This window comes from Vibrio penaeicida (assembly GCF_002933855.1).
GTDB lineage: Bacteria > Pseudomonadota > Gammaproteobacteria > Enterobacterales > Vibrionaceae > Vibrio > Vibrio penaeicida_A.
The window spans coordinates 67,723-92,004 of the sequence record NZ_BFAQ01000028.1; the positions used below are offsets into that span (position 1 = coordinate 67,723).

At 44.3% G+C, this 24,282-nt stretch carries 23 protein-coding genes and 1 other RNA gene; 7 read left to right on the forward strand and 17 right to left on the reverse strand.

All coding sequences use genetic code 11. The annotated features are described in order from the left end of the window. Positions 1–2: 2 nt before the first annotated feature. The 8 genes from mraY to rsmI all read right to left on the reverse strand — a co-directional run bounded on the left by mraY (position 3) and on the right by rsmI (position 8,512). On the reverse strand, positions 3–1,085 hold the full coding sequence (mraY, locus tag VPNCDNU1_RS16205; protein ID WP_101112423.1) for a phospho-N-acetylmuramoyl-pentapeptide-transferase: 1,083 nt from the start codon (positions 1,083–1,085) through the stop codon (positions 3–5). Then, the gene (locus tag VPNCDNU1_RS16210; protein WP_104401291.1) at positions 1,085–2,443 is read right to left on the reverse strand and encodes a UDP-N-acetylmuramoyl-tripeptide--D-alanyl-D-alanine ligase; all 1,359 of its coding nucleotides are present in this window, start codon (positions 2,441–2,443) and stop codon (positions 1,085–1,087) included. Before VPNCDNU1_RS16210 ends, mraY begins: the two co-directional genes overlap by 1 nt. Continuing rightward, positions 2,440–3,918, reverse strand: coding sequence for a UDP-N-acetylmuramoyl-L-alanyl-D-glutamate--2,6-diaminopimelate ligase (gene murE, locus VPNCDNU1_RS16215; RefSeq protein WP_104401292.1), 1,479 nt, complete (start codon positions 3,916–3,918; stop codon positions 2,440–2,442). Before murE ends, VPNCDNU1_RS16210 begins: the two co-directional genes overlap by 4 nt. Positions 3,919–3,952: 34 nt before the next feature. Beyond that, the gene (locus VPNCDNU1_RS16220) at positions 3,953–5,680 is read right to left on the reverse strand and encodes a penicillin-binding transpeptidase domain-containing protein (RefSeq protein ID WP_104401293.1); all 1,728 of its coding nucleotides are present in this window, start codon (positions 5,678–5,680) and stop codon (positions 3,953–3,955) included. After that, a complete protein-coding gene (gene ftsL / locus VPNCDNU1_RS16225) occupies positions 5,677–6,003 on the reverse strand; it encodes a cell division protein FtsL (RefSeq protein ID WP_104401294.1) in 327 nt (108 codons plus the stop codon). Before ftsL ends, VPNCDNU1_RS16220 begins: the two co-directional genes overlap by 4 nt. Next, positions 6,003–6,953, reverse strand: a complete 951-nt coding sequence (gene rsmH, locus VPNCDNU1_RS16230) for a 16S rRNA (cytosine(1402)-N(4))-methyltransferase RsmH (RefSeq protein ID WP_101112428.1) — start codon at positions 6,951–6,953, stop codon at positions 6,003–6,005. Before rsmH ends, ftsL begins: the two co-directional genes overlap by 1 nt. A 197-nt stretch (positions 6,954–7,150) precedes the next feature. Next, positions 7,151–7,542: RNase P RNA component class A (gene rnpB / locus VPNCDNU1_RS16235), an RNA gene on the reverse strand. 106 nt (positions 7,543–7,648) lie between these two features. Continuing rightward, entirely contained in the window at positions 7,649–8,512 is an 864-nt protein-coding gene (rsmI, locus tag VPNCDNU1_RS16240) for a 16S rRNA (cytidine(1402)-2'-O)-methyltransferase (RefSeq protein ID WP_104401295.1), read from the reverse strand. A 68-nt stretch (positions 8,513–8,580) separates the two neighbouring features. On the opposite strand from rsmI, the gene VPNCDNU1_RS16245 reads away from it, so the two are divergent. Genes VPNCDNU1_RS16245 through VPNCDNU1_RS16260 form a run of 4 tightly spaced genes read left to right on the forward strand, consistent with a single transcriptional unit; the run spans position 8,581 to position 11,931 of the window. Further along, positions 8,581–10,374 carry a penicillin-binding protein activator gene (locus VPNCDNU1_RS16245; protein WP_104401400.1) on the forward strand — a complete coding sequence of 598 codons (1,794 nt, stop codon included), beginning with the start codon at positions 8,581–8,583 and terminating at the stop codon, positions 10,372–10,374. Next, a complete protein-coding gene (locus VPNCDNU1_RS16250; protein WP_104401296.1) occupies positions 10,361–10,729 on the forward strand; it encodes a YraN family protein in 369 nt (122 codons plus the stop codon). The genes VPNCDNU1_RS16245 and VPNCDNU1_RS16250 overlap by 14 nt, the downstream gene beginning before the upstream one ends. A 3-nt stretch (positions 10,730–10,732) precedes the next feature. Next, positions 10,733–11,323, forward strand: coding sequence for a phosphoheptose isomerase (locus tag VPNCDNU1_RS16255; RefSeq protein ID WP_104401297.1), 591 nt, complete (start codon positions 10,733–10,735; stop codon positions 11,321–11,323). Positions 11,324–11,361: 38 nt separating this feature from the next. Then, positions 11,362–11,931, forward strand: coding sequence for a BON domain-containing protein (locus tag VPNCDNU1_RS16260; protein WP_104401298.1), 570 nt, complete (start codon positions 11,362–11,364; stop codon positions 11,929–11,931). Between the two features lie 109 nt (positions 11,932–12,040). Here the strand turns inward: VPNCDNU1_RS16260 and sspB are convergent, their stop codons facing one another. From sspB to zapE, 8 genes are all read right to left on the reverse strand, one after another. Continuing rightward, positions 12,041–12,526, reverse strand: coding sequence for a ClpXP protease specificity-enhancing factor (gene sspB, locus VPNCDNU1_RS16265; protein WP_104401299.1), 486 nt, complete (start codon positions 12,524–12,526; stop codon positions 12,041–12,043). After that, positions 12,526–13,161 carry a stringent starvation protein SspA gene (gene sspA / locus VPNCDNU1_RS16270; protein ID WP_101112435.1) on the reverse strand — a complete coding sequence of 212 codons (636 nt, stop codon included), beginning with the start codon at positions 13,159–13,161 and terminating at the stop codon, positions 12,526–12,528. Before sspA ends, sspB begins: the two co-directional genes overlap by 1 nt. 88 nt (positions 13,162–13,249) lie before the next feature. Continuing rightward, positions 13,250–13,987 (reverse strand): cytochrome c1, encoded by a 738-nt coding sequence (locus VPNCDNU1_RS16275; protein WP_104401300.1) that lies wholly within the window; start codon positions 13,985–13,987, stop codon positions 13,250–13,252. After that, entirely contained in the window at positions 13,984–15,249 is a 1,266-nt protein-coding gene (locus tag VPNCDNU1_RS16280) for a cytochrome b (protein WP_104401301.1), read from the reverse strand. Before VPNCDNU1_RS16280 ends, VPNCDNU1_RS16275 begins: the two co-directional genes overlap by 4 nt. Continuing rightward, positions 15,249–15,842 (reverse strand): ubiquinol-cytochrome c reductase iron-sulfur subunit, encoded by a 594-nt coding sequence (gene petA / locus VPNCDNU1_RS16285; RefSeq protein WP_104401302.1) that lies wholly within the window; start codon positions 15,840–15,842, stop codon positions 15,249–15,251. The genes VPNCDNU1_RS16280 and petA overlap by 1 nt, the downstream gene beginning before the upstream one ends. 334 nt (positions 15,843–16,176) lie before the next feature. Next, positions 16,177–16,569 carry a 30S ribosomal protein S9 gene (gene rpsI, locus VPNCDNU1_RS16290; RefSeq protein ID WP_101112439.1) on the reverse strand — a complete coding sequence of 131 codons (393 nt, stop codon included), beginning with the start codon at positions 16,567–16,569 and terminating at the stop codon, positions 16,177–16,179. 15 nt (positions 16,570–16,584) lie between these two features. Further along, entirely contained in the window at positions 16,585–17,013 is a 429-nt protein-coding gene (gene rplM, locus VPNCDNU1_RS16295) for a 50S ribosomal protein L13 (RefSeq protein WP_101112440.1), read from the reverse strand. A gap of 257 nt (positions 17,014–17,270) precedes the next feature. After that, a complete protein-coding gene (zapE, locus tag VPNCDNU1_RS16300) occupies positions 17,271–18,374 on the reverse strand; it encodes a cell division protein ZapE (RefSeq protein ID WP_104401303.1) in 1,104 nt (367 codons plus the stop codon). A gap of 264 nt (positions 18,375–18,638) precedes the next feature. Between zapE and zapG the strand changes: the two genes are divergently transcribed. The 3 genes from zapG to degS all read left to right on the forward strand — a co-directional run bounded on the left by zapG (position 18,639) and on the right by degS (position 21,909). Next, positions 18,639–19,085, forward strand: coding sequence for a Z-ring associated protein ZapG (zapG, locus tag VPNCDNU1_RS16305; protein WP_104401304.1), 447 nt, complete (start codon positions 18,639–18,641; stop codon positions 19,083–19,085). A gap of 127 nt (positions 19,086–19,212) precedes the next feature. Continuing rightward, positions 19,213–20,580, forward strand: coding sequence for a Do family serine endopeptidase (locus tag VPNCDNU1_RS16310; RefSeq protein ID WP_104401401.1), 1,368 nt, complete (start codon positions 19,213–19,215; stop codon positions 20,578–20,580). A gap of 267 nt (positions 20,581–20,847) precedes the next feature. Continuing rightward, a complete protein-coding gene (gene degS / locus VPNCDNU1_RS16315; protein WP_104401305.1) occupies positions 20,848–21,909 on the forward strand; it encodes an outer membrane-stress sensor serine endopeptidase DegS in 1,062 nt (353 codons plus the stop codon). A gap of 89 nt (positions 21,910–21,998) precedes the next feature. On the opposite strand, the gene parC is transcribed toward degS, so the two are convergent. Further along, entirely contained in the window at positions 21,999–24,281 is a 2,283-nt protein-coding gene (gene parC / locus VPNCDNU1_RS16320) for a DNA topoisomerase IV subunit A (protein WP_104401306.1), read from the reverse strand. Between the last annotated feature and the right edge of the window lies 1 nt (position 24,282).

Sequence of the window (24,282 nt, forward strand, 5' to 3'; positions counted from 1 at the left end):
GATTAACGTACCTTCAAGGTCGCCAGACCAATAAGAACCAAAATAATAGAGATGATCCAGAAGCGCACAATAACGCGAGGCTCTGGCCAGCCTTTCAATTCGTAGTGATGGTGAATAGGTGCCATACGGAAAATACGTTGACCACGAAGTTTGTATGATCCGACTTGAAGAATAACGGATACCGTTTCCATCACGAACACGCCACCCATGATCACCAACAGAAGTTCTTGGCGCACTAATACCGCAATAGTGCCAAGTGCTCCACCTAATGCAAGTGAGCCGACATCACCCATGAAAACCTGAGCAGGGTATGTGTTAAACCACAAAAAGCCCATACCAGCGCCAACGATCGCGGTACACACAACAACCAGCTCACTGGTATAAGGGATATGAGGGATATGCAGGTAGGCGGCAAAATTCACGTTACCCGTAGCCCACGCGATAACAGCAAAACCGGCGGCAACCATGACTGTCGGCATAATTGCGAGACCATCTAACCCATCGGTTAAGTTCACCGCGTTACTGGTACCGACGATCACGAAATACGTAAACACGATATACAGTAAGCCCAGTTGAGGCATAACATCTTTAAAGAATGGCACTACCAATTGAGTTGCAGCTGTGTCTTTACCGTGTGCGTATAGTGCAAAGGCGACGACAAGCGCAATACTCGATTGCCAAAAATATTTCCAACGAGCGATAAGACCATCAGTGTTTTTACGCACGACTTTACGATAATCATCGACAAACCCAACAGCGCCATATCCTAATAAGACCGCCATTACAGCCCAGACATAAGGGTTGGATAAATCAGCCCAGAGTAGAACCGTTATCGCAATGGAGGATAGAATCATCAACCCTCCCATTGTTGGAGTACCGCGCTTACTAAAGTGAGATTCAGGACCGTCATTACGAACAACTTGACCGATTTGCAACATTTGCAAACGCTCAATCAATCGAGGTCCCATCCATAATGAAAGGCCCAGAGCGGTCAATACGCTGAGGATGGCACGAAAAGATAGATATTCGAACAATCGAAAGAAAGAAAAATATGGCTGAAGTAACTCTGCTAGCCAAATAATCATTATTGAATCTCCTTCAAAGCAGCGACTACTTTGCTCATTCCGGCGCTGTTCGCACCTTTGACCAATAGTGTGTGCATTTGATTTTGTTGTGTTTCTAGCTGCTGCTTAATAAATTGGATCATCGCGTCGTGAGAATCAAAATGCTCCCCACCACATTCTTCGCTGATCACTTTTGTGTCGTCCCCGTAGGTCAACACATATTCAAAATTAAATGGTGCCGAATGTTGTCCGACTTCACGGTGAAGTTCAAGGCTTTCGTCACCTAATTCCGCCATGAAGCCCAAAATTAGCCAACGCACGCCATCGTAATGATTCAGCAAATCAGCGGCCGCTTTCATTGCAGGAACGCTGGCGTTGTAACTATCATCGATAAGGCGAACATGTTCATTGAGCTTGATCACTTCTACCCGACCCGAAACATTTGTCATGTTAGCCAGCCCTGATTGTATTTCTGTCAGCGTAGCGCCAGCGTTTTGTCCAAGCGCAGCTGCTGCAACAGCGTTAGCAACATTGTGCTCACCAACTAAAGTTAGGCTTACTGGTACATTTCCAAGCGGGGTACAAAGTGTAAAAGAGGGAAGTCCTTCTTCAGATATTTCAATATCTTTTGCGAAAAAATCAGCACTGGAATCTGAAGCAGAAAACGTAACGACTTGCTTATCGCTTAACGTTCCCCCCCAAAATGCCAAGCCATTACTGTCTTGATTTACAACAGCAATATCGTTACTGGACAAGCCTTGAAAAATTTCACCTTTTGCTTGTTTTACTCCGTCCATAGAGCCAAAACCTTCAAGATGCGCAGCCGCCACATTGTTCACTAGCGCTATTTTGGGCTTCACTATGCGAGTCGTGTAGGCAATCTCTCCAACATGATTTGCCCCCAGCTCAATAACGGCATAGTCGTTTTTCTTTTCTGAGCGAAGCAATGTTAAGGGCACACCAAATTCATTGTTAAAGTTGCCAAGCGTTGCCAATACGTGACCTTTTTGACGCAAGACTGCACTCAACATTTCTTTCACGGTCGTCTTTCCACAGCTTCCGGTTAGAGCTATGGTTAAGCTCTCACTTTGTTCGTGTACCCAAAAACCAAGAGCGCCAAGTGCTTTTGTTGTGTCTTCCACAATTATTTGCGGTATGTCGATGGGAAGTTCGCGCTCAACTAAAAGCGCTTTTGCGCCTTTGTCTATCGCTTGCTGGCAAAAATCATGGGCGTCAAAGCGCTCACCTACAATGGCAATAAACAACGCTGATTCTTCAATGGTGCGAGTATCCGTTGAAACAGAATGTATCTGTACATCGTCTCCCTTCAATGTCCCTTCAAGAATGTGAGCCGCTTGAGAAAGATAAAAGCTGATCATCCCATAATTCCTAATAATTGCTCCGCAGTTTCCCTATCTGAATAGTGCACCGTTTTATCAGCCAATACTTGGTAGTCTTCATGACCTTTGCCTGCCAATAAGATTATGTCGCTTTCAGTTGCATTGCGCAGAGCATATGAACAAGCATCAAATCTATCATGCTTAATCACCACCCTATCTGGGTGCTTCATACCTCCAAGCATATGCTTTACGATTAATTCAGGGGACTCACTTCTTGGGTTATCGTCCGTTAAAATGGCGTGATCGGCCAGCCTTTCTGCTATATCCGCCATCATCGGGCGCTTGCCAATATCTCTATCACCACCACACCCAAAGATTGCCCACAGTTTCCCTTCGCAATGGACACGCAATGCCGACAGCGCTTTTTCTAATGCGTCGGGTGTATGTGCATAATCCACGACAACTTTGGCTTTGCCGCTGCGCTGGAAGAGCTCCATACGTCCAATAACCGGTGAAAGCCTAGGTGCGGCTTCTATTAACGCTTCTTTTTCAAAACCCATCTCCAGCAAAGAACCAAACGCAAGCAGTATATTACTCGCATTAAAAGCGCCAATCAGAGGAACAGAAAGCTTGCCTGCTCCCCAGTTACCGTCAAATGAGAGTTCAATACCTTTGGTGCTGTAGGTCACGTCTGTTGCGTAAAGGGACTTTTCTGTATTTGGATTTGACTCTAAAGACACCGCCAAAGGAGACGATAGTTGTTTAATCCATTGCGCTCCGACCGAATCATCAACGTTGATCACTGCTTTGCGGCAATCATGGTCTCGGAATAACGTAAATTTCGCATCTGCGTAGGACTTCATGGTTTCATGGTAGTCGAGATGATCGCGACTCAGGTTGGTAAACACGCCTACAGCGAAAGTCAGCGCCTTCACTCTACCCTGAATCAAACCATGAGAAGAAACTTCAATGGCCGCATGTTCTGCGCCTTGTTGCCTTAAGCTAGATAAGGTTTCAACTACTTCGATTGCACTGCCAGTGGTATTCATCGCCGGTTTGATATCGTGGAGAAAACCATTACCGGCAGTACCCATTACTGCGGCTTTCTGACCAACCAATTCGATCCATTGAGCGATGATTTGCGTTATGGTGGTTTTCCCATTGGTCCCAGTGACACCAATGAGTTTTGTATCGATGTCGCCATATGCTCGCAAAGCAATTGCCGATAAGATCATATTCAAATCGTTGACGTAAACGATAAGCGTACCGCTTTGTTCTTCATAGCTGCCGTGCGGATGCTCGTCGGTTGCTTGAGCAATCACAGCCACAGCTCCGCTGTTAATAGCCGCTGGAATAAAATCATGACCATTAATTGCATGACCAGAAAGCGCCACAAATGTGTCACCTGGCTGCACTTTTCGACTATCCAATACTAACTGTGCAATACGGACATTAAATTCTTCGGGAATATTTGCATCTGTCCATGGGCTAATCAGAGAAGCTAAATTATGCACGCAATTTCCTCTTATCTATTCTTTAGAAATTCTATTATTCCGAAAACTGGTTTTCATCCGGTGCGACATTGAGAATTTGCAGCGCACCTTTCATAATTTCAGAAAATACCGGTGCGGCAACAGTACCACCGTAATACTGGTCACCTTGCGGCTCATTCACGACCACAACTAATGCCAGCCTTGGATCGCTTACTGGTGCAATACCAGCTGTATAAGCAAAATATTCGTCACTATAACCACCAGCCGTTGCTTTACGAGATGTTCCCGTTTTGGCGGCAATCCGATACCCCGGAACAGCAGCACGTGTGGCACTGCCCCCTTTTTGGGTTACCTTTTCCATCATATTCAGTACTAATTTTACGTTGTGCTCATCGATCACTTGCTTTGAAATATCATGCTTATTGTTTTTCACAATGTGCAAAGGTCGATACATTCCGTAATTGCCTAATGTAGCGTACGCATGCGCTAATTGAATTGGTGAAACCGATAACCCATACCCAAATGACAACGTTGCGATTTCAAACTTAGACCAACGACGTCGAGAAGGGAATATACCCGTAGTTTCACCGACAAGGTTTAAACCACTGACTTCACCAAAGCCCACAGAGCTGTACATTCCCAGCAATGCTTCCAACGGCATAGCAAGTGCTAACTTAGTGACACCGATATTACTCGATTTTTTCAATATGGTGGTGAGATCAGCTTTCCCGACCTTTGACACATCTCGTACTCGACTTCCGCCAATTTGTAGGATGCCATTACCCGTATCAATTTCTGTGTTTTCGTCAGCCACACCATTTTCGAGCGCTGCTAACACAACGAAAGGTTTCACCGTCGAACCCGGCTCGAACGCATCTGTAATGGTGCGGTTTCTCATTCGAAAACTTTGTCGTTGGGAGCGATTGTTTGGGTTATAAGATGGTGCGTTAACCATAGCCAGTACTTCGCCCGTTTTAACATCGAGAAGCACCGCTGAAGCTGAAGTCGCATTGTGATCGGCAACAGCTTGTTTCATCGCTCGGTACGCAATGGATTGTAATCGTTGGTCCACGGTAAGTTGAAGTGGTTGTCCTTCTTCCCTCTCTTCAAGCGAGATATTTTCCACCACGCGCCCAAAACGATCTTTTCGAATGGTACGTTTACCTGCCTCACCCATGAGCCATTTATCGTACGAACGCTCTATACCTTCAAGCCCATGCCCATCGATTCCAGTTACTCCAATCAAGTGAGCACTAACTTCACCTGAAGGATAATAACGTCGAGACTCTTGCTTTAGCCCGACACCCGCTAACTTTAGTTCTCGAATATAATTTGCCATTGCAGGGCTGACTTGGCGTTGAAGATAGATAAAACGGCGCGACTTATTCTTATTGATGCGCGTAATAAGTTTTTGGCGGTCCATTCCAAGTACGTCGGCCAATGCATACCAGCGCTCTATCGGCTCAAGTCCGGACTCTTTAAATATGGTGACTGGATCTGCCCAAACGGCTTCAACGGGTACGGAGACAGCAAGTTGCTCTCCATTCCGATCAGAAATAATCCCTCGGGCGGAAGGTAGTGCTTTGACACGAACAGAGCGCAAATCGCCCTGTCGAATTAGATTATCGGGCTCAATAACCTGAATGTAAGCTAACCGCGCTAATAATGCCCCCATGACACACACAACAAACCCAAGCACAACAGCAAAACGCCAGCGGATAAGAATTGGCGTTTCTTTTTCAGGTTGCTTTCTTGTGTTAGAAGTGGTTTTAGACTTGCTCATTGGAAAGAAACTATAACCTCTTTGTCGGCATCTGGACGCTTCATATCTAATTCTTTCTGGGCCATCTCTTGCACACGGCTGTGCTCTGCCAACGCATTCTCTTCCAGTATCAAGTTGCGCCACTCGTTATCTAAGCGATCCCTTTCAACCAGTTCGCTATCACGTTGGTGGATGGCAGCCCTCGTATCGTGAGTGGTATGTACCACCCACATAGCAGAAGCAAACGCTAACAATAGTAAGGTCGCAGGAACTCTTCCGACAGTAACAATGTCGATGAAAATGAGCTTGGCGAGATTAGGGGAGACGTCCTTGGCACTAGGCATTAAAGTTTTTCCGCAATCCTTAACACTGAACTGCGTGAACGCGTATTTTCATCCACTTCTTGTTTCGAAGGTTTGATGGCTTTACTGAGTGTTTTCATTCGTGCGCTGCCCAGTGCCTTAATTTGATCTTCCGTCATTGGGATACCATGAGGTACTTCAGGTCCTTTACTCTCTTTTCGCATGAAACGCTTAACCATGCGATCTTCGAGAGAGTGAAAACTGATGACAGAAAGACGCCCTTCTGCCGCTAAAATCTCAGCTGCCCCTTTCAAAGCGGTATCGATCTCTTCCAATTCACTATTGATGTAAATTCGAAATGCTTGAAAACTGCGAGTCGCTGGGTGCTTTTTCTCTTTGAAATTTTTAGGGGCTGCATCTGAAATCAACTTAGCGAGCTGACCTGTACGTGTCATTGGCTCGTTTTCTTCATTTTCACGATAAGCGACAATGGCTTTAGCAATTCGTCTTGCGTGCTTATCTTCACCAAATTCACGAATGACCCACGTAATGTCATCTAAATCGGCTTCTTTTAGCCACTCAGAAACGGGCATACCTGACGTCGGATCCATTCTCATATCCAATGGACCATCTTTCATGAAACTGAATCCACGTTCAGCGTCATCTAATTGTGGAGAGGAGACACCAAGGTCAAGAAGCACGCCATCAACTTTGCCTACAAGATCATAGCGCTCGGCGTATTCTGCAATACCCGAAAATGGACCATGAACAATAGTAAAACGAGGATCATCAATTTTTTGGGCTTCAGCAATCGCCGTCGGATCGCGATCGATACTGAACAAGCGACCATTCTCTCCCAACTTAGAAAGAATGGTTCGGCTATGACCACCACGACCAAAAGTGCCGTCTATATAAATGCCGTCGGGTTTAATTGCCAACCCATCAATGGATTCATTTAGTAAAACGGAAATGTGCTGAAAAGTTTCTGTCATGGTTTTCTCTTGTGCCGAATGGCGAAAATAAAGCAAGGGTTTAGTGTACTGATTTCGCTCTTTGCTGCCAGTACTTAATCTTATTTTGTTAGCTTTTGTATCTAAGTCTCGCTTAGTTTAGCCACAATAGTCTTAAATGCGTCAGCAAATAGCAAAAAACCCATCATTACTCGGTAAAGTAATGATGGGTTCTGAATAGGTGGAGTCGACACATAAGCCGGGTTCTGTTCCGCTTGCGCGGCAGTAGCCATTCGTCTAGGCCAGCAATCGCTCACTGGCTCAAGCAACCTACCCGCTTCCTTACGCGAGCAACGCAATGTGGAAGCCTATTTGGTCTTGCTCCGGGTGGAGTTTACCTTGCTACGAACTGTTGCCAGTCGCACGGTGCGCTCTTACCGCACCCTTTCACCCTTACCTGTGCCCTTCCCGAAGGAAATAGGTCATCGGCGGTTTTCTCTCTGCTGCACTTGTCGTGGGCTTGCGCCCCCCAGGCGTTACCTGGCACCCTGCTCTTTGGAGCCCGGACTTTCCTCCCCTCCGTCAGTCTCCCGAAGGACATCAACGAAGCAGCGACTACCCAGTCAACTCCGACCGCGGATTGTATAGAGATAGATGCCTACTGTCTAGGGGCTCATTAGGGTTGACGATATTTTTAATGCCAATCGTATAAAACTCAAGCAACTTATCGACGAGTCTTAATCTAAATGCTCCAATCCCCATTTATACAGAGCATTTTTTTTGAGGTTGTATATTTCGGCCGTCATTGCTGCCGCTTTTTTGAGTGGTAACTCTTTGGTTAAAATACTCAAAGTACGAGTCACCTCATCAGGTATTTCTTCTGTGGCTTGCTCTCGGTGACCGTGTATGAGCAGCACCATTTCACCTTTTTTACGGTTATCATTTTCTTCAATCCAAGGAATAAGTTCGCCTAAAGGCATCCCTTGAATCGTTTCATACGTTTTGGTCAGCTCTCGGGCTAGAACCACTTCTCTATCAGAACCAAGTATCTCAAGCATATCCTTGAGGGAATCCATGATGCGATGTGGCGACTCATAAAAAATACAGGTACGCTCAGCCTTGGCAATTTCAAGGAATTTATCTTTTCGACCTTTACTCTTCGGAGGAAGAAAACCTTCAAAACTGAATCGGTCAGAAGGCAGCCCGGCAGCGCTCAATGCTGTCACTACAGCACAGGCACCAGGTAATGGCACAACTTTGACACCCGCCTGACGACATTGATTCACTAGGTGATAACCTGGATCACTGATTAATGGCGTTCCAGCATCGGAAACCAGAGCAATAGAAAGCCCTTGTTGTAACCTATCAACCAGTACTTGCGCTTTTTGTTGTTCATTGTGATCATGCAGAGCGAATGTTTTCGTCGATATATTGAAGTGGGAAAGTAACTTGCCTGTGTGTCGGGTATCTTCAGCAGCAATAAGATCCACGTTGGATAAAACTTCTATGGCTCGCTGCGTAATATCTCCCAAATTTCCGATTGGGGTGGGAACAATATAGAGAGTTGAGACCTCAGACGGGGAAGAATTGTTGTCTGTCATTTGTTTACCATCACTTCAACGATTAATATAGAGACAATTTTGTATTTGTTTAACAAGAACTCATGGCTATGAAGCACCAGAATAAATTTAGTGTACCACGCCTTCTGACCCCTATCGCCTTGGCAGTAACTTTAGCGGCGTGTTCGACTACTTCACAAACACCTGTGAATATTGACGTTACACAAGATCCAACGCAAAGTGCACAGGTCTATGTCATGCAAGCCGACAGTGCGAAAGGTGGCACCCAAAATGATCTTCTGATCATGGCGTTAAAAGCGGCTTTGCAAGAAAACGATTTGGTCAGAGCCGATCATTTAGTAAAACGTCTATCTAAGCAAGCTTTATCACCTGTGCAGATGGCCGAATGGCAAATTTCTCGGGCGCAATTGCTCTTCCGCACTGGCGAAATTCAATCCGCTCTGCAGCAATTGAATTATCAGCCTTGGTGGGAGCTAAGTAATGCTCAGTGGATTGAATATCATGAATTTCGTGCTCAGTTATTTGAACTGCTGTCGGATCATCTAAACGCCAGTCGAGAATACATTGCTGCGAATCAGTATTCGCTTGAAGATGCGCAAGTAAGAAATCATCAGAATATTTGGCTCAATCTGAGTACGTACTCTGAGTACGATATTACTTCTCTACAAGCCGAGGATGGGGAAGCAGAATTGCAAGGCTGGCTTCAGCTTGCTGTCTACATGAAAACCATTTCCGGAAATCCAGCTCAACTCAAAAATACGTTAGAAACTTGGTTTGAAGCCAATCCAGAGCACCCAGCGAACATCTATACCCCTAATGATGTCCAAGCCATTCTCGCCTTAGAAATCATCAAACCTAAGAATACCGGGCTGGTATTGCCTCTCAGCGGTAAATATGGAAAGCAAGGTCAGTTGGTTCGCGATGGCTTCATTCATGCAATGATGGATGATTTTAATCGGGAAGACATGGCGACATTGACGGTTCTTGATTCCGCTGCGCTTTCAACGGATGAAATACAGCAAGAACTTGAAAAGCGTCATGTTGATTTTGTTGTCGGTCCACTCGTGAAAGATAAAGTAGAAATACTGCAACAATCTACACAACTTCCGATGCTTGCGTTAAATATTCCAGACGCAAAGCTACCTGAAACCCGTGTGTGTTATTTCACTCTCTCTCCCGAACAAGAAGTTGCTCAGGCAGCCAAATATTTATTCGCAAACGGGTTTCAGTATCCTCTGATTCTTGCTCCCGTAGGGAGTTTTGGTGAGCGAGTGACTCAAGCGTTCAAATCAGAATGGGAGAAATACAGCAAAAACCCAGCTGCGTTCAGCTATTTTGGTAACAAATCTCAGCTTCAAAAGAACATCAACTCAATCTTTGGTCTGGCGGACAGCCAAGCTCGTATTGCCCAACTTAATCGCCTAATCAATATTCAAACTGAGTCTCAACCTCGCAGCCGCCGCGATATTGATGCGGTCTATGTTGTGGCTAAAAGTTCCGAGCTGACTCTCATTAAACCTTTTATCGAAGTGGCCATCAATCCAGACACAACGCCTCCTAAGCTGTTTTCAAATTCGCGAAGTAATAGTGGGAAAAAGCGTCAGTATGAAGACTTAAGTGGTGTGGTATACAGCGACATACCGATGCTAATTGAGCAAAACTCCACTTTAAAAGCGCAACTTGAAGAAAACTGGCCGAAAAGTGGTAATGTAGAAAAACGCCTGCATGCGCTTGGAATGGACGCATACAAACTCATCTTAGAGTTGCCACAAATGAAAGTTATGCCAGAATACTCAGTTAAAGGGCAAACTGGCACTCTAACCATTAATAACGAGTGTGTAGTTCAGCGCGAAGTTAGCTGGGCTGAGCATGAGGCTATTTAACCGTAGAGCGTTAGGTGAACGATACGAATCCTTTGCCAGTAACTATCTTGCTGGTAAAGGGCTAAAACCGATTGAATCTAATTTTAATACCAAAATGGGTGAATTAGATTTGATTATGAAAGAACAAAGCACATTAGTGTTTGTCGAAGTAAAGTATCGTAAACAAAGCCACTACGGGCACGCAGCGGAAATGGTAACACCAGCAAAACAGCGCAGGCTGGTTAAAGCCGCTATGATATGGCTAAGCAAGAACAACTTATCTCCTTATGATACCGATTTTCGGTTTGACGTCGTCGCTATTCATGATGAGGGGCGGCAAGTTGAGTGGATAAAGAACGCAATAACTCAAGGATAATCGATGCTAGACAGCATTAAAGAAAGCTTTACAGAAAGTATTCAAATTCAAATTGCAGCGGCTGAAGCGCTGCCGGATCACATTATGCATGCCGCGCAGGCAATGGTGACCAGTTTGCTTAACGGCAATAAAATTCTTTGCTGCGGTAATGGTGGATCAGCCTCGAATGCTCAGCAATTTGTTTCTTGCTTGCTTAATCGTTTTGAAACTGAAAGACCGAGCCTTCCAGCTATGGCACTTACAGCAGACAATACAACTCTAACTGCTGTCGCCAACGATTATCACTATCAAGAAATTTTTTCCAAGCAAGTACGAGCATTTGGTCAAACAGGTGACATTCTTCTCGCTATTTCGACGAGCGGAAATAGCAAAAACATCATCAAAGCAATGGAAGCAGCTGTAACCCGAGATATGACCATTATCGCATTCACGGGTAAAGATGGCGGCGAGATGGCTGGGCTACTAGGTGAATCGGATGTCGAAATTCGCATCCCATCCCACCGCACTGCTCGTATCCATGAAGTTCACATGGTAACCCTGCATTGTCTATGCGACCTTATCGATCAAGTGCTCTTTCCATCGCATGACGAATAGCGGGTCTACAGCAAAGCATTTTGATTAGAGGTGCAAAAATGAAAAAATGGATTTTAGCCGCAGCTTGCAGTTTGAGTCTTACAGGCTGTGCTGGATTGTTGGTGGCTGGTGCAGCAACCACTGCCAATATCGTTTCAGATACGCGTACAACTCAAGAACAATGGCAGGATAGCCAATTGGAATTTGAGGTAGCTGGTATTGGAAACAAAGCTCCTTATTCCGGAAACGTAAAAGCAACCGCAACCGCCTTTCGTGGCAAAGTTATTCTAATCGGTCAAGCTGTCACTCAAGATTACAAAGAGCAGTTCGGTACGAGAGTGTCAGAAGCAGAGGGGGTAAGTAATGTATCTAACCAATTACGTGTTCGCCCACTGCTTGATTTGCAAACTATTACACACGACAGCTGGATTACCACAAAAGTGAAAACCAGTTTGATTGCAAACGAAAATCTGACAACGGTAAAAATCAAAGTTATTACTGAAGATGGTGAAGTTTTTTTACTCGGGTACGTTACCCCTGAACAGGCAGACATCGCGACCGACATTGCACGCAATATCTCTGGTGTGAAGCAAGTTATTCGAGCTTTCGAAATAGCTGAACAGCCTTAGCTTCGAATGATAGTTACCTGAATAGGATCCTTCTTCTTATCTCAATAAAAAAGCAGCGAAAATTCGCTGCTTTTATGTATTATCCGATTAGAGAATAGGAACCTAGTGACTATTTGACGACTCTTAAGCTAGGGCGACCTTTCGGTCTCTCAGGCGAAGTATTATCCAATGGGGACTCGTCTTGTTCGGATTCCACAATGCTGTCAACAACATCAAATCCGATATCTTCAGAATCTTCCTCAACAATACCTTCCTCTGCGTCTATGTAACCTTCTTCAGGTTCAAACATAGTTCCTGCACCATTTTCACGAGCATATATCGCATGCACAGCGTAAAGAGGTGCGATGACAGAATGAGGTTTACCGCCAAATCGGGCGTTGAAAGTAATCGCATCATTGCTCATTTCCAAGTTACCCACCGCACGAGGGGCAATATTCAAAATGATTTGACCATCCTGAATAAACTCTTGAGGAACTCGTACACCAGACAACGTTGCATCAACAACCAAATGCGGGGTTAAGTCATTATCAACCAACCACTCATAAAACGCGCGTACCAAATAAGGGCGGCGCGGTGTCATTTTCTCTATATCCATTAACGAACCAAACGCATTTCACGCTCAGCTTCTGTTAAAGAAGCTAAGAAAGAATCACGCTCAAATACGCGATTCATATAAATCTTAAGTTCTTTCGAACCCGGTCCAATTAAATCAATTCCCAACGTAGGCAAACGCCATAGAAGCGGAGCCAAGTAGCAATCGATCAAGCTGAATTCTTCACTCATGAAGTATTCGTATTCTGCAAAAATTGGAGCAAGAGTAAGTAGATCGTTACGCAATTTAGTGCGAGCAGATTCTGCTTCTTCAGCGTTCCCTTTCTGTACCTTTTCTGCCAACGAATACCAGTTGTTCTCAATTCGGAACATCATCAAACGGCTGTTACCACGGGCAACAGGGTAGACTGGCATCAATGGTGGGTGCGGAAAACGCTCATCCAGATACTCCATGATAATCTTGGAGTTATATAGTGCTAGTTCACGGTCGACCAAGGTTGGCACCGTCTTATAAGGGTTTAGTTCGATAAGCTCACTTGGTAAGTTTGCTTCATCAACCAGTTCAACTTCGAAACTCACCCCTTTCTCAGCCAGAACAATACGAACCTGGTGGCTGTACATATCAGAAGCACTAGAAAATAGAGTCATCACGGAACGTTTATTGGCAGCTACAGCCATTGAGCCCTCCAGCACACTTGAAAATAAAAAAAACAATGGAGACCATCTGCCTCCATTGTAGAAAAATTAGCGATGTATTATAGCACGATTAGTGAACATCACGCCAATACTCTTTCTTGAGGAATACTACCACTATAGTCAAGAGAACGAGGAATGCCATAGCCCACCAGCCCATGACATGACGCTCAAGTTTGACGGGGTCTCCTGAGTACTCCAAGAAGTTCACTAAATCCCTAACGGCATCATCATACTCCGTCGGGCTAAGTTCTCCCCGACCATCCGTTTCAATTCGGGCAATTACCTGTTTCTCTTCGCCATTTACAGTGTGTGTTTCATACACTGCAGTTGGCACACCCTGCAACTCTTCAAGTACATGTGGCATACCAACGCTAGGGAATACAACGTTGTTTACGCCAAAAGGACGGGATGGATCAGCATAGAAAGAACGAAGGTAGGTGTATAGCCAATCCGCTCCACGAACTCTTGCGACTAAAGTCAGATCGGGTGGTGGCGCACCAAACCAGTTACCAGCTTGTTTATCTGGAATCGAGTTTTCCATTAACGAACCGATTTTAACTTCCGGATCAAAAATCAAATGTTCCTTCATAAGATCAAGAGGAATATTAAGATCAGTAGCTACACGTTCATAACGCTGATACTGCGCTGAGTGACAACCAAAGCAATAGTTCATAAATAGCTTCGCACCATTTTGCAGAGAAGCCTTATCGCTTAAATCATTATTCGCTTTGTCTAGTGGTACGTTAGCACCAGCTGCCATCACTAAAGACGGCATCAAAGCAAAAAGCATTACAATCCACTTTTTCATTTGAATGTCACCCTCTCTGGTAATGGTTTCGTGGCTTCATTTTTACTGTAGAAGTACAGCAACACAAAGAACATGAAATAACCCAAACTAAATATCTGCGCCATAAGCGTGTAGGTTGGTGTCGCAGGTAAAGCACCTAAAACACCCAACGCGATAAAACAGATGGTGAACTGAATGATATTGAATAAGTGGAACTTACTGCGATAACGATAAGAGCGTACTTTACAACGATCAAGCCATGGTAGTAGGAACAACACAACAATCGAAGCCCCCATAGCAACCACACCTAACAACTTATCCGGTACAGCACGTAATATGGCGTAGAAAGGCGTGAAGTACCAAACTGGCGCTATATGCTCTGGTGTTTTCAGCGGGTTTGCTGCTTCGAAGTTAGGTGGCTCAAGGAAGTAGCCTCCCATTTCTGGATTAAAGAACAATACGTAGCAAAACAGGAATAAGAACCCAGCAACGCCGACTAAATCTTTTACGGTTCCATACGGATGGAAAGGTACCGAATCAATAATGTCGTATTTTTTGCTGTAATAGTCATGGAATTTGAATTGCGTTTTATAGTCGTCACCCATACTGCCTTTCGGTAGTTTGGTTTCAATACCATCAGGGTTATTAGAGCCGACTTCATGCAAAGCTAAAATATGCAAAACAACGAGAAGCAGTAATACGATTGGTAATGCTATGACATGAAGTGCAAAGAAACGGTTAAGCGTCGCACCAGAAATAACATAGTCACCACGAATCCAAAGCGTTAAGTCATCTCCGATTACAGGGATCGCACCGAATAGCGAAATAATTACCTGCGCCCCCCAATACGACATCTGCCCCCAAGGAAGTAGGTACCCCATAAAAGCTTCAGCCATGAGCACAAGGAAGATCAACATACCAAAGATCCACAGTAACTCACGAGGCTTTTGGTAAGATCCGTAAATTAGCCCACGGAACATGTGGAGATATACCACAACAAAAAATGCAGACGCGCCAGTTGAATGCATGTAGCGAAGAAGCCAACCATACTCAACATCTCGCATTATGTATTCAATGGAAGCAAATGCACCATCACCAGACGGTACATAATTCATTGTCAACCAGATGCCCGTTAAGATCTGATTAACCAAAACCAACATTGCTAAAGAACCGAAAAGATACCAGAAATTGAAGTTCTTTGGCATTGGGTATTCTGAAAGGTGCTTTTTATAAGCATTCATTGCGGGTAGGCGTTTTTCTACCCAATCGAGTAGCACTTGCATTAGGCTTCCCCTCCTTCATCAACCCCAATAAGAATCTTAGAGTCGGTCAAGTATGTATGTTTGGGAACAACCAAGTTTAACGGAGCTGGAACCCCTTGGAATACTCGTCCCGCCATATCAAACTTAGAACCGTGACATGGACAAAAGAAGCCAGACTTAACTCCTTGTACTTGCTCGTTAAAGCTATCAGGTAGATAAGTTGGAGAACAACCCAAATGAGTACATATCCCTACTGCGACGAAATACTCAGGTTTGATAGACCGATAAGCATTTTGTGCATAAGAAGGTTGCTGCTCCTCTGATGACGCTGGGTCACGAAGCTGCCCGTCCAGCTCCTTGAGTTCTTCAACAATGGAATTTGAACGACGGACTACCCAAACAGGTTTACCTCGCCATTCAACACGAACCATTTGACCTTCTTCCAGCTTCCCAATTTCAACTTCAACGGGGGCTCCGGCGGCCTTAGCTTTGGCGCTAGGGTTCCAAGATTTGATAAAAGGAACGGCGACGGCGATACCTCCCACAGCACCCACAACTGCAGTTGTGGCTGTTAGGAAGCGCCGACGTCCGTTATTTATAGGCGCATTGCTCATCCAACATTCTCCCATTTGCTCCCAGTGTCTTATTATTTTTTCGACTTCCAAAAGAGCATGGCTAAAAATTACGCGTTTTTTATACTTATTTGCTTAAGAAATGATAAATAAAACCCTACTTTTTGACAAGGTAATACTACTTTTTTGTAACAAATGTGAGTGAAAGTGGCGATTACATCACAAAAGATAGGGACATTTAAAAAATGTAACGTAAGAAGAAAGAGTTAGAAGGAATTTTCAGGAAGGAAATAAACAAAAAGCCCGGTATAAATACCGAGCTTTTGGTGCCACAATCCAGTAAAACTGGAGCGGTAACTTTCTGAATAGAGAAAGATTAACGCTTAGAGAATTGTGGACGACGACGTGCTTTACGTAGACCAACTTTCTTACGTTCAACGCAACGAGCGTCACGAGTAACGTAACCAGCTGCACGTAGCGCAGGACGTAGAGACTCATCGTACTCCATAAGAGCGCGAGTGATGCCGTGACGGATCGCGCCAGCTTGACCAGAAATACCACCACCAGAAACAGTGATGTATAGGTCTAGCTTCTCAGTCAATTCAACTAGCTCAAGTGGCTGACGAACAACCATACGAGAAGTTTCACGACCGAAGTAAACATCAAGGCTACGCTTGTTGATTACAATTTCACCGCTGCCTGGTTTGATGAAAACACGGGCTGCTGAGCTTTTGCGACGACCAGTGCCGTAGTATTGATTCTCTGCCATTTTCATAATCCCCGATTAGATGTCTAGTACTTGTGGTTGTTGAGCAGCATGGTTGTGCTCAGCGCCAGCGTAAACTTTCAGCTTACGGTACATAGCACGGCCAAGAGGACCACGTGGTAGCATGCCTTTAACCGCAAGTTCGATAGCCATTTCAGGTTTACGATCGATCAACTTTTCAAAAGTGATAGATTTTAGACCACCTGGGAACTCAGAGTGACGGTAGTACACTTTACCTTTAGCTTTGTTACCAGTAACAGCAACTTTCTCAGCGTTAACAACGATGATGTAATCACCAGTGTCTACGTGAGGAGTGTATTCTGCTTTATGCTTGCCGCGTAGGCGAGATGCAATTTCACTTGCAATACGACCCAGAGTTTTACCTTCTGCATCTACAACGTACCAGTCGCGTTTTACAGTTTCTGGTTTAGCAACGAAAGTTTTCATGCTAATAATTACCTATTAAAAAATTTACACTTAAGGAACAATTACTTGTCCCCACTGTCTGAAAGCCCCATTCATCACCCCTTCGAGTGTTGGAAACTCTCGGCATAGCTACTTATCATATGTAGCCAGAGGCTCGCAGTAACGGTAGGTCGCAGGATTATAGAGAAGAGTGAGGAAAAAATCACCTTTTTTTCTCTAAAAAGATCATTTTTTTCCTCTTTGGGAAGTGACTCGGCAAATTGCACCTTTTTCTGATACTAAGGTAAGTGTTCTTTAGCCAAATAATCATGACTTTGCATTTCAATTAGACGCGACTGACAGCGCTTAAATTCGAAGTCCAAATGCCCTTCTGTGTAGAGTTCTTCCAAAGCCACCTCTGAAGAAATTATGAGTTTTACATTCCTTTCATAAAACTCGTCGACTAACGCTATAAATCGCCTTGCTGCGTCGTCATTACTTTTCCCCATTTGCTTTACATCACCCAGTAATACAGTGTGATACTCACGAGACATCTCAATGTAATCATTTTGACTTCTCATCGATTCACACAACTGCGCGAACGTCGCCATCAATACGTCATCATGAACATTAATGACATCAATTATTCTATGATTCACCTCGATTTGAGTAATGCATTGATGACCATCACCAACCAATTGGCGATAATATCGATTCAAATTGATTGTGGCGCCTTCGTCCAACGGAAAATGGAAAATTTCAGCCTGCTCAAGGGTTCTAAGTCGATAATCAATACCACTGTCGACATTAAGTACATCACAATGCTTTTCGATTAGCGCGATCGCTGGTAAAAAACGAGCCCTCTGCAATCCATTTCGGTACAGATCTTGTGGCGGAATGTTAGATGTAGCGACGAGAACAACATTTCTGGCAAACAGCGCCTGCATCAAGGTGCCCAAAATCATCGCATCAGTAATATCCGACACAAAAAACTCATCAAAACAAATGATGTCAGCTTCAGACTTTAGTACATCAGCCACTTTCTCTAGAGGATCCGCAACTTCACCCAATGCTTTTAGTTCATCATGAACCCGATACATAAAGCGGTGAAAATGAACTCTAAGTTTCTTATCGGTGGGCAAAGCATCAAAAAACGTATCCATTAGATAGGTTTTCCCGCGCCCTACACCGCCCCAAAAATACAAACCATTTGGTGGTTCTGGTTTTTGAGGCTTCTTCCCAATCATTTTTTGCCAGGTAGAAAGTGGTTCGATAGGGGTATTTAAATAGTCTTGAAATTGGTGATATAAATTGTCCAATTTTTCAACAGCAAGTTGCTGGGCAAGATCAACCGAAAATCCGTTATTTTCTATATCTTCTTGGTATTTAAGCTTAGGCGTCATTGGAAACTACGTTAATTATTGTTCATTAATCGTGTTGATATTATTACGATTATAGCGACTTGAAAGAGTTGATACATGCCGTTTTTTTGTTCTCAGTATAAATCGCTTTCTCTTTATCGTACTCTGAACTCATAGTACCATGCCCCTTCGGCTGTGTAACACACCAATAACAAATCAAGCCTTAAGGGTGACTTGGTCTCTGCAATTGAATTCCCCAAAATTCAGCCAAACACAGCTTACTGTAACGATGATAAAGGAGCATTTATGCCTGGGATGTATATTGTCATTGGGATTGTGATCGGATTAGTTGCCGGTTATTTTCTAGCAAAACTGATGACACCGGATGCGAATAAGCAAAAATCCATTCAAAAAGATTTAGAGAAATCCAAATTCGAATTAGAGCAACAAAGACAAGAACTTGCGGATCACTTCGCTCAAACAGCAGAAATGTTAGATGTGCTTGGAAAAGACTACACCAAGCTTTACCAACATATGGCGAAAACATCGACTGAGCTATTGCCTAATGTTCCCGAACAAGATAATCCATTTGTAAAAAAGATAGCCCAACATACTGAAGAAGAAACAGTTTCTAAAGATAACGGTCAACAAGCACCTAAAGATTATGCACACGGTGCAACGGGTCTGCTGAAAGACCAAGAGAAAGAAGTCATCAATACACCTACCGATGAACCTGCTCCAAAACTGTCTTGATGCAAAAAGCTATCTTGATACAAAAATCGGTCTTGGTACAAAAAGTATCATGACTTGAAAAATAGATGATTGAACTTTATTTAGGTTACTGAGTCATAATCTTCACCTATCAAAGAGGAGCCTTATGATGAAAAAACCTTTGCTTGTTTTAAGTGCATTAACATTAAGCTTAAGTTCAATCATCGCGCCACTGCCCGCTACTGCGGCATTACCAGTAGCGGTTAGCGGTGTACAGTTACCTAGCCTTGCACCTATGCTTGAAAAAGTAACCCCTGCGGTTGTAAGCATTGCTGTCGAAGGCAAACATGTTGCCACTCAACGTGTTCCAGAAGCATTCCGATTCTTTTTTGGCCCAGATTTTCCTGCTGAGCAAGTGCAAGAGCGTCCGTTCCGCGGACTGGGCTCTGGTGTCGTTGTTGACGCCAAAAAAGGGCACATTGTCACCAATTACCACGTAATTAAAGGCGCTGATGAAATCCGCGTCCAACTACACGATGGTCGTGAATACGATGCAGAACTCATCGGTGGCGATGAAATGTCGGATGTGGCATTACTCAAATTGGAAAAGTCAGAAAACCTAACCCAAATCGTATTAGCTGATTCCGACAAATTACGCGTTGGCGATTTTACCGTTGCAATAGGTAACCCGTTTGGCTTAGGTCAAACTGTTACTTCGGGAATTGTTTCTGCGCTTGGGCGCTCTGGCTTAAACGTGCAAAATTTTGAAAACTTCATTCAGACCGATGCCGCGATTAATAGTGGTAATTCCGGTGGAGCATTGGTGAACCTAAACGGCGAACTGATCGGCATAAACACTGCGATTCTTGGGCCAAATGGCGGTAATGTTGGGATTGGATTCGCGATTCCTGCCAATATGATGAAAAACCTGACACAGCAAATACTGGAGTTTGGTCAAGTTAAGCGTGGTCTGCTGGGAGTTCAGGGAAGCGAAATCACATCAGAGCTGGCTGATGCTCTTGGTTATAAATCCAATAAGGGTGCATTTGTAAGCCAAGTAGTCCCTGAAAGTGCGGCAGATGAAGCGGGACTGGAAGCGGGAGACGTTATTGTTTCATTAAACGGTAAGTCCATTAGCACGTTCGGAGAACTGCGAGCGAAAATAGCCACGCTAGGTGCCGGTAAAGAAATCACCATTGGGGTTATTCGTGACGGTAAAAACAAAACATTTGACGCGACCCTGCAAGAAGCTGGTGACAATAAGACACGGGCAGACAAACTGCATGAAGGTCTTGCTGGCGCGGAGCTTTCAAACACAGATAACAACGACCCACTATCTGGCGTGAAAGTGACAAGTGTAGAGAAAGGTTCTCCTGCCGATGCTTATCAACTAAAGGAAGGTGATATCATCATAGGCGTTAACCGTACTCGTGTTAAAAACCTTGGACAACTTAGAACCATCTTGGAAGACAAACCAAGCGTGTTGGCATTGAACATACAACGAGGCGAAAGAACGATCTATCTTGTTGTTAGATAACGATTGAGGTTGAATAAGTTCTTGTTGTTGAATAAGTTATTGATGTTAATTTAGCACTTATTGTCATTTGACGAGAAACATTTCTAAAAAGGAAGCAAAATTACTGCTTCCTTTTTTATACCTGCTTTTTAAAAGTTCTTCCTGAGCTAACAGATAGCTGACATAGCCAGTACTGGCATACGTTGGCTAATCAGTGCTATGCTTTCTCTCTCAATATAAATCAAATTCTTATGGGGCTTTCCCCTTTATACCCACTCTGAGGATAGTATGTGGAAAACCCTTTTTCGCTCTTCATTCATAGGTCTCCTCACCGCAGGTTTACTTCTTGCTGTATTGCCATCGCTACGGACAGCTGCGGTAGAAGCAACAATAGATGACACGCCATCTAATATCGAAGATCTTCAGGTATCGTTCAGTCACGCTGTACGTAGAGCAAGCCCTGCCGTAGTCAACATTTACACAAGCAAACCAAGTGATGAAGACAGAAATGGAATCAAGCAAGATCTTGGTTCAGGCGTAATTGTGAGTAAAAAAGGTTACATCATTACAAACTACCACGTCATTGCTCAAGCGGCGGAAATAACGGTAGCCTTACAAGATGGTAGATATTTCTCCGCTCAATTAGTTGGGAAAGACCGTAGAACCGATATCGCAGTTTTGCGTATTGAAGGGGCAAATCTACCAGTTATCCCTTTGAACCCGAACTATCAAGAAAAGGTCGGCGATGTTGTACTCGCGATAGGCAACCCGTATAACTTAGGGCAAACCACCACTTTTGGTATCATCTCAGCGATAGAGCGCTTTGCCATCAGCGCTGACGGTCGTCAGCCCTTTATACAAACAGACGCGGCAATCAATAAAGGTAACTCAGGCGGTGCTTTGGTTAACACCAAAGGCGAGTTAGTCGGTATCAATACGGCTTCCTTCCAGCAAGCGACAAACACAAATACCTATGGAATTTCATTTGCTATACCGTACTTTTTAGCGGATAGGGTAATGGAAAAAATCATTGCTGATGGTCGTGTTATTCGCGGTTACATCGGCATTAGTGGTCAAGACATCACCTCCATCTCATCAAGAATACTTGGAGCAGAATACGTAGGCGGCATCATCGTGATGAGTGTTGATGTCGGGGGTCCGGCAGAAGATGCAGGTATTAGAGTAAAAGACATCATACTTGAAATTGGTGGTGAAAAAGTTAACGGAAAAGAAGGCGTTCTTGAAATTGTAACAGGTCTTCGCCCTGGTGCCGAAGTAGAGATGACCGTTCTTCGTAAAGGCGAGAAAGTAAAACTCAATGTACTCGTAGGTGATGACCCACAAGGTTAGAACACCCTCCCTTTACTATTGCCCCATTCACATATGTTACTCAATTCACACCAAACAAAAAACCCCTAGCTAAACTAGGGGGTTTTTTATTATTCACTGTCCGATTCAGGGGCAGATAACTGCGCGCTACTCTCAATTTCAATTCGAGTCACTCGCTGCAAGCCTCTCGGTAACAAGCTGCCTCTTCGACCTCGCTCTCCTCGGAAGTTATCCAGGTCAGCAGGTTTCAAACCAAGTTTGCGTTTTCCAGCGTACAAAGTAATAGAGACACCACTAGGAAGAGCCATTAAGTGAGAAACCGTTTCTTCACGCTCTTTGGCTTTCGCTGATGGGATATTAATGATCTTATTCCCTTTACCTTTGCTAAGTTGGGGAAGATCTTTAATAGCAAATATTAGCATTCGACCTTGATTGGTGATCGCGAGGATCTCGTCATTATCCAAATCAGAAATAGCGCTTGGCGTCATCACCTCAGAATTTTGAGGAAGATTGACCAACGCCTTACCGCTGCGGTTTTTGGAAAGTAAATCTGTGCCTTTACAGACAAACCCATAACCCGCATCGGAACCAACAAGCCAAAGCTGTTCTTCTTCACCCATGATCACCTGGCTAATCGTTGTACCCGCGGTAATGTTCAAGCGACCTGTAATGGGTTCACCTTGGCTCCGCGCCGAAGGCAATGAGTGAGATTCAAGCGAATAACTGCGACCATCTGTACCCAGAAAAACAGCTTGTTGATTACTCTTACCACGAGCATGAGCAAGATATTTATCACCCGATTTATAGTTCAAACTCTCTGAGTCGACATCATGCCCTTTAGCATGACGTATCCACCCTTTTTCTGACAGAACCACAGTGATTGGCTCACTTGGCATCAGGTCTCGTTCGGTCAACGCTTTCGCTTCTGCACGTTCAACAATAGGTGAACGACGATCATCGCCGTATTTCTCAGCATCAGCTTTGATCTCTTTTTTAATCAAAGTATTCAAGCGACGCTCAGAGCCAAGCAACTGCTCAAGTTTCTCACGCTCTTTTTCTAACTCTTCCTGCTCTCCACGAATCTTCATTTCTTCCAGCTTGGCAAGATTACGAAGTTTTGTATCGAGGATCGCATCAGCTTGAATTTCAGAGATACTAAAGCGAGACATCAGCACCGCTTTCGGATCATCTTCTGTTCGAATGATTTCGATCACTTCATCAAGGTTTAGGTACGCGATCAACAAACCTTCCAAGATGTGCAGACGCGCCAACACTTTGTCTAAACGATATTGCAGCCTGCGACGGACAGTTTCACGGCGGAACTCAATCCACTCTTTCAGGATCATCACCAGCCCTTTCACTTGCGGGCGATTATCCAAGCCAATCATGTTTAAGTTAACACGATAGCTTTTTTCCAGATCCGTGGAAGCAAACAAATGATTCATCAATTGATCACTGTCTACTCGATTGGATCTTGGAACGATAACAATACGTGTTGGGTTTTCGTGATCAGATTCGTCACGAAGATCGTCAACCATTGGTAGCTTCTTCGCTCGCATCTGATTAGCGATCTGCTCCAGCAATTTAGCGCCAGAGACTTGATGGGGTAGAGAAGTAATGACGATCTCACCATTCTCTTTGTTCCACACCGCGCGCATTTTTATGCTACCGCGACCATTGCGGTAAATCTTCTCGATTTCAGCTTTCGGAGAAATGATCTCCGCTTCTGTCGGATAATCCGGACCTTGGACATGTTGCATTATGTCTTCAAGTTCCAGTTTAGGATTATCAATCAGCTTTATTGTGGCATCTGCCACTTCACGAACGTTATGTGGTGGGATGTCTGTCGCCATACCAACCGCAATACCCGTTACACCGTTTAGAAGAATATGTGGCAGCCTTGCAGGCAACATTTGTGGCTCTTGCATCGTGCCATCAAAGTTGGGTTGCCATTCAACGGTTCCTTGACCTAACTCTCCAAGTAATACTTCGGCAAACTTAGACAGTTTGGCTTCGGTATATCGCATCGCTGCGAAGGATTTCGGATCATCCGGCGCACCCCAGTTTCCCTGACCATCAACCAATGGGTAACGATAGGAGAAAGGCTGTGCCATCAATACCATGGCTTCATAACATGCAGAATCGCCGTGAGGGTGATACTTACCCAACACGTCACCCACAGTACGAGCCGATTTTTTGTATTTGGACGCTGCGGATAAACCGAGCTCCGACATGGCATAAATAATACGTCGCTGAACCGGTTTTAAGCCATCGCCTATATAAGGCAGGGCACGATCCATGATGACGTACATTGAGTAATTGAGATAAGCATCTTCAGTAAACCTGCGCATTGGCAGCTGTTCAACGCCATCGTATGTTATTTCTGTCGACATC

What these genes read in the sequence shown, in the direction of transcription:
- mraY (WP_101112423.1), bottom strand. Translation starts at nt 1,085, where the DNA reads ATGATTATTTGGCTAGCAGAGTTACTTCAGCCATATTTTTCTTTCTTT.
- VPNCDNU1_RS16210 (WP_104401291.1), bottom strand. Translation starts at nt 2,443, where the DNA reads ATGATCAGCTTTTATCTTTCTCAAGCGGCTCACATTCTTGAAGGGACA.
- VPNCDNU1_RS16220 (WP_104401293.1), bottom strand. Translation starts at nt 5,680, where the DNA reads ATGAGCAAGTCTAAAACCACTTCTAACACAAGAAAGCAACCTGAAAAA.
- ftsL (WP_104401294.1), bottom strand. Translation starts at nt 6,003, where the DNA reads ATGCCTAGTGCCAAGGACGTCTCCCCTAATCTCGCCAAGCTCATTTTC.
- rsmH (WP_101112428.1), bottom strand. Translation starts at nt 6,953, where the DNA reads ATGACAGAAACTTTTCAGCACATTTCCGTTTTACTAAATGAATCCATT.
- rsmI (WP_104401295.1), bottom strand. Translation starts at nt 8,512, where the DNA reads ATGACAGACAACAATTCTTCCCCGTCTGAGGTCTCAACTCTCTATATT.
- VPNCDNU1_RS16245 (WP_104401400.1), top strand. Translation starts at nt 8,581, where the DNA reads ATGAAGCACCAGAATAAATTTAGTGTACCACGCCTTCTGACCCCTATC.
- VPNCDNU1_RS16250 (WP_104401296.1), top strand. Translation starts at nt 10,361, where the DNA reads ATGAGGCTATTTAACCGTAGAGCGTTAGGTGAACGATACGAATCCTTT.
- VPNCDNU1_RS16255 (WP_104401297.1), top strand. Translation starts at nt 10,733, where the DNA reads ATGCTAGACAGCATTAAAGAAAGCTTTACAGAAAGTATTCAAATTCAA.
- VPNCDNU1_RS16260 (WP_104401298.1), top strand. Translation starts at nt 11,362, where the DNA reads ATGAAAAAATGGATTTTAGCCGCAGCTTGCAGTTTGAGTCTTACAGGC.
- sspB (WP_104401299.1), bottom strand. Translation starts at nt 12,526, where the DNA reads ATGGATATAGAGAAAATGACACCGCGCCGCCCTTATTTGGTACGCGCG.
- sspA (WP_101112435.1), bottom strand. Translation starts at nt 13,161, where the DNA reads ATGGCTGTAGCTGCCAATAAACGTTCCGTGATGACTCTATTTTCTAGT.
- VPNCDNU1_RS16275 (WP_104401300.1), bottom strand. Translation starts at nt 13,987, where the DNA reads ATGAAAAAGTGGATTGTAATGCTTTTTGCTTTGATGCCGTCTTTAGTG.
- VPNCDNU1_RS16280 (WP_104401301.1), bottom strand. Translation starts at nt 15,249, where the DNA reads ATGCAAGTGCTACTCGATTGGGTAGAAAAACGCCTACCCGCAATGAAT.
- petA (WP_104401302.1), bottom strand. Translation starts at nt 15,842, where the DNA reads ATGAGCAATGCGCCTATAAATAACGGACGTCGGCGCTTCCTAACAGCC.
- rpsI (WP_101112439.1), bottom strand. Translation starts at nt 16,569, where the DNA reads ATGGCAGAGAATCAATACTACGGCACTGGTCGTCGCAAAAGCTCAGCA.
- rplM (WP_101112440.1), bottom strand. Translation starts at nt 17,013, where the DNA reads ATGAAAACTTTCGTTGCTAAACCAGAAACTGTAAAACGCGACTGGTAC.
- zapE (WP_104401303.1), bottom strand. Translation starts at nt 18,374, where the DNA reads ATGACGCCTAAGCTTAAATACCAAGAAGATATAGAAAATAACGGATTT.
- zapG (WP_104401304.1), top strand. Translation starts at nt 18,639, where the DNA reads ATGCCTGGGATGTATATTGTCATTGGGATTGTGATCGGATTAGTTGCC.
- VPNCDNU1_RS16310 (WP_104401401.1), top strand. Translation starts at nt 19,213, where the DNA reads ATGAAAAAACCTTTGCTTGTTTTAAGTGCATTAACATTAAGCTTAAGT.
- degS (WP_104401305.1), top strand. Translation starts at nt 20,848, where the DNA reads ATGTGGAAAACCCTTTTTCGCTCTTCATTCATAGGTCTCCTCACCGCA.
- parC (WP_104401306.1), bottom strand. Translation starts at nt 24,281, where the DNA reads ATGTCGACAGAAATAACATACGATGGCGTTGAACAGCTGCCAATGCGC.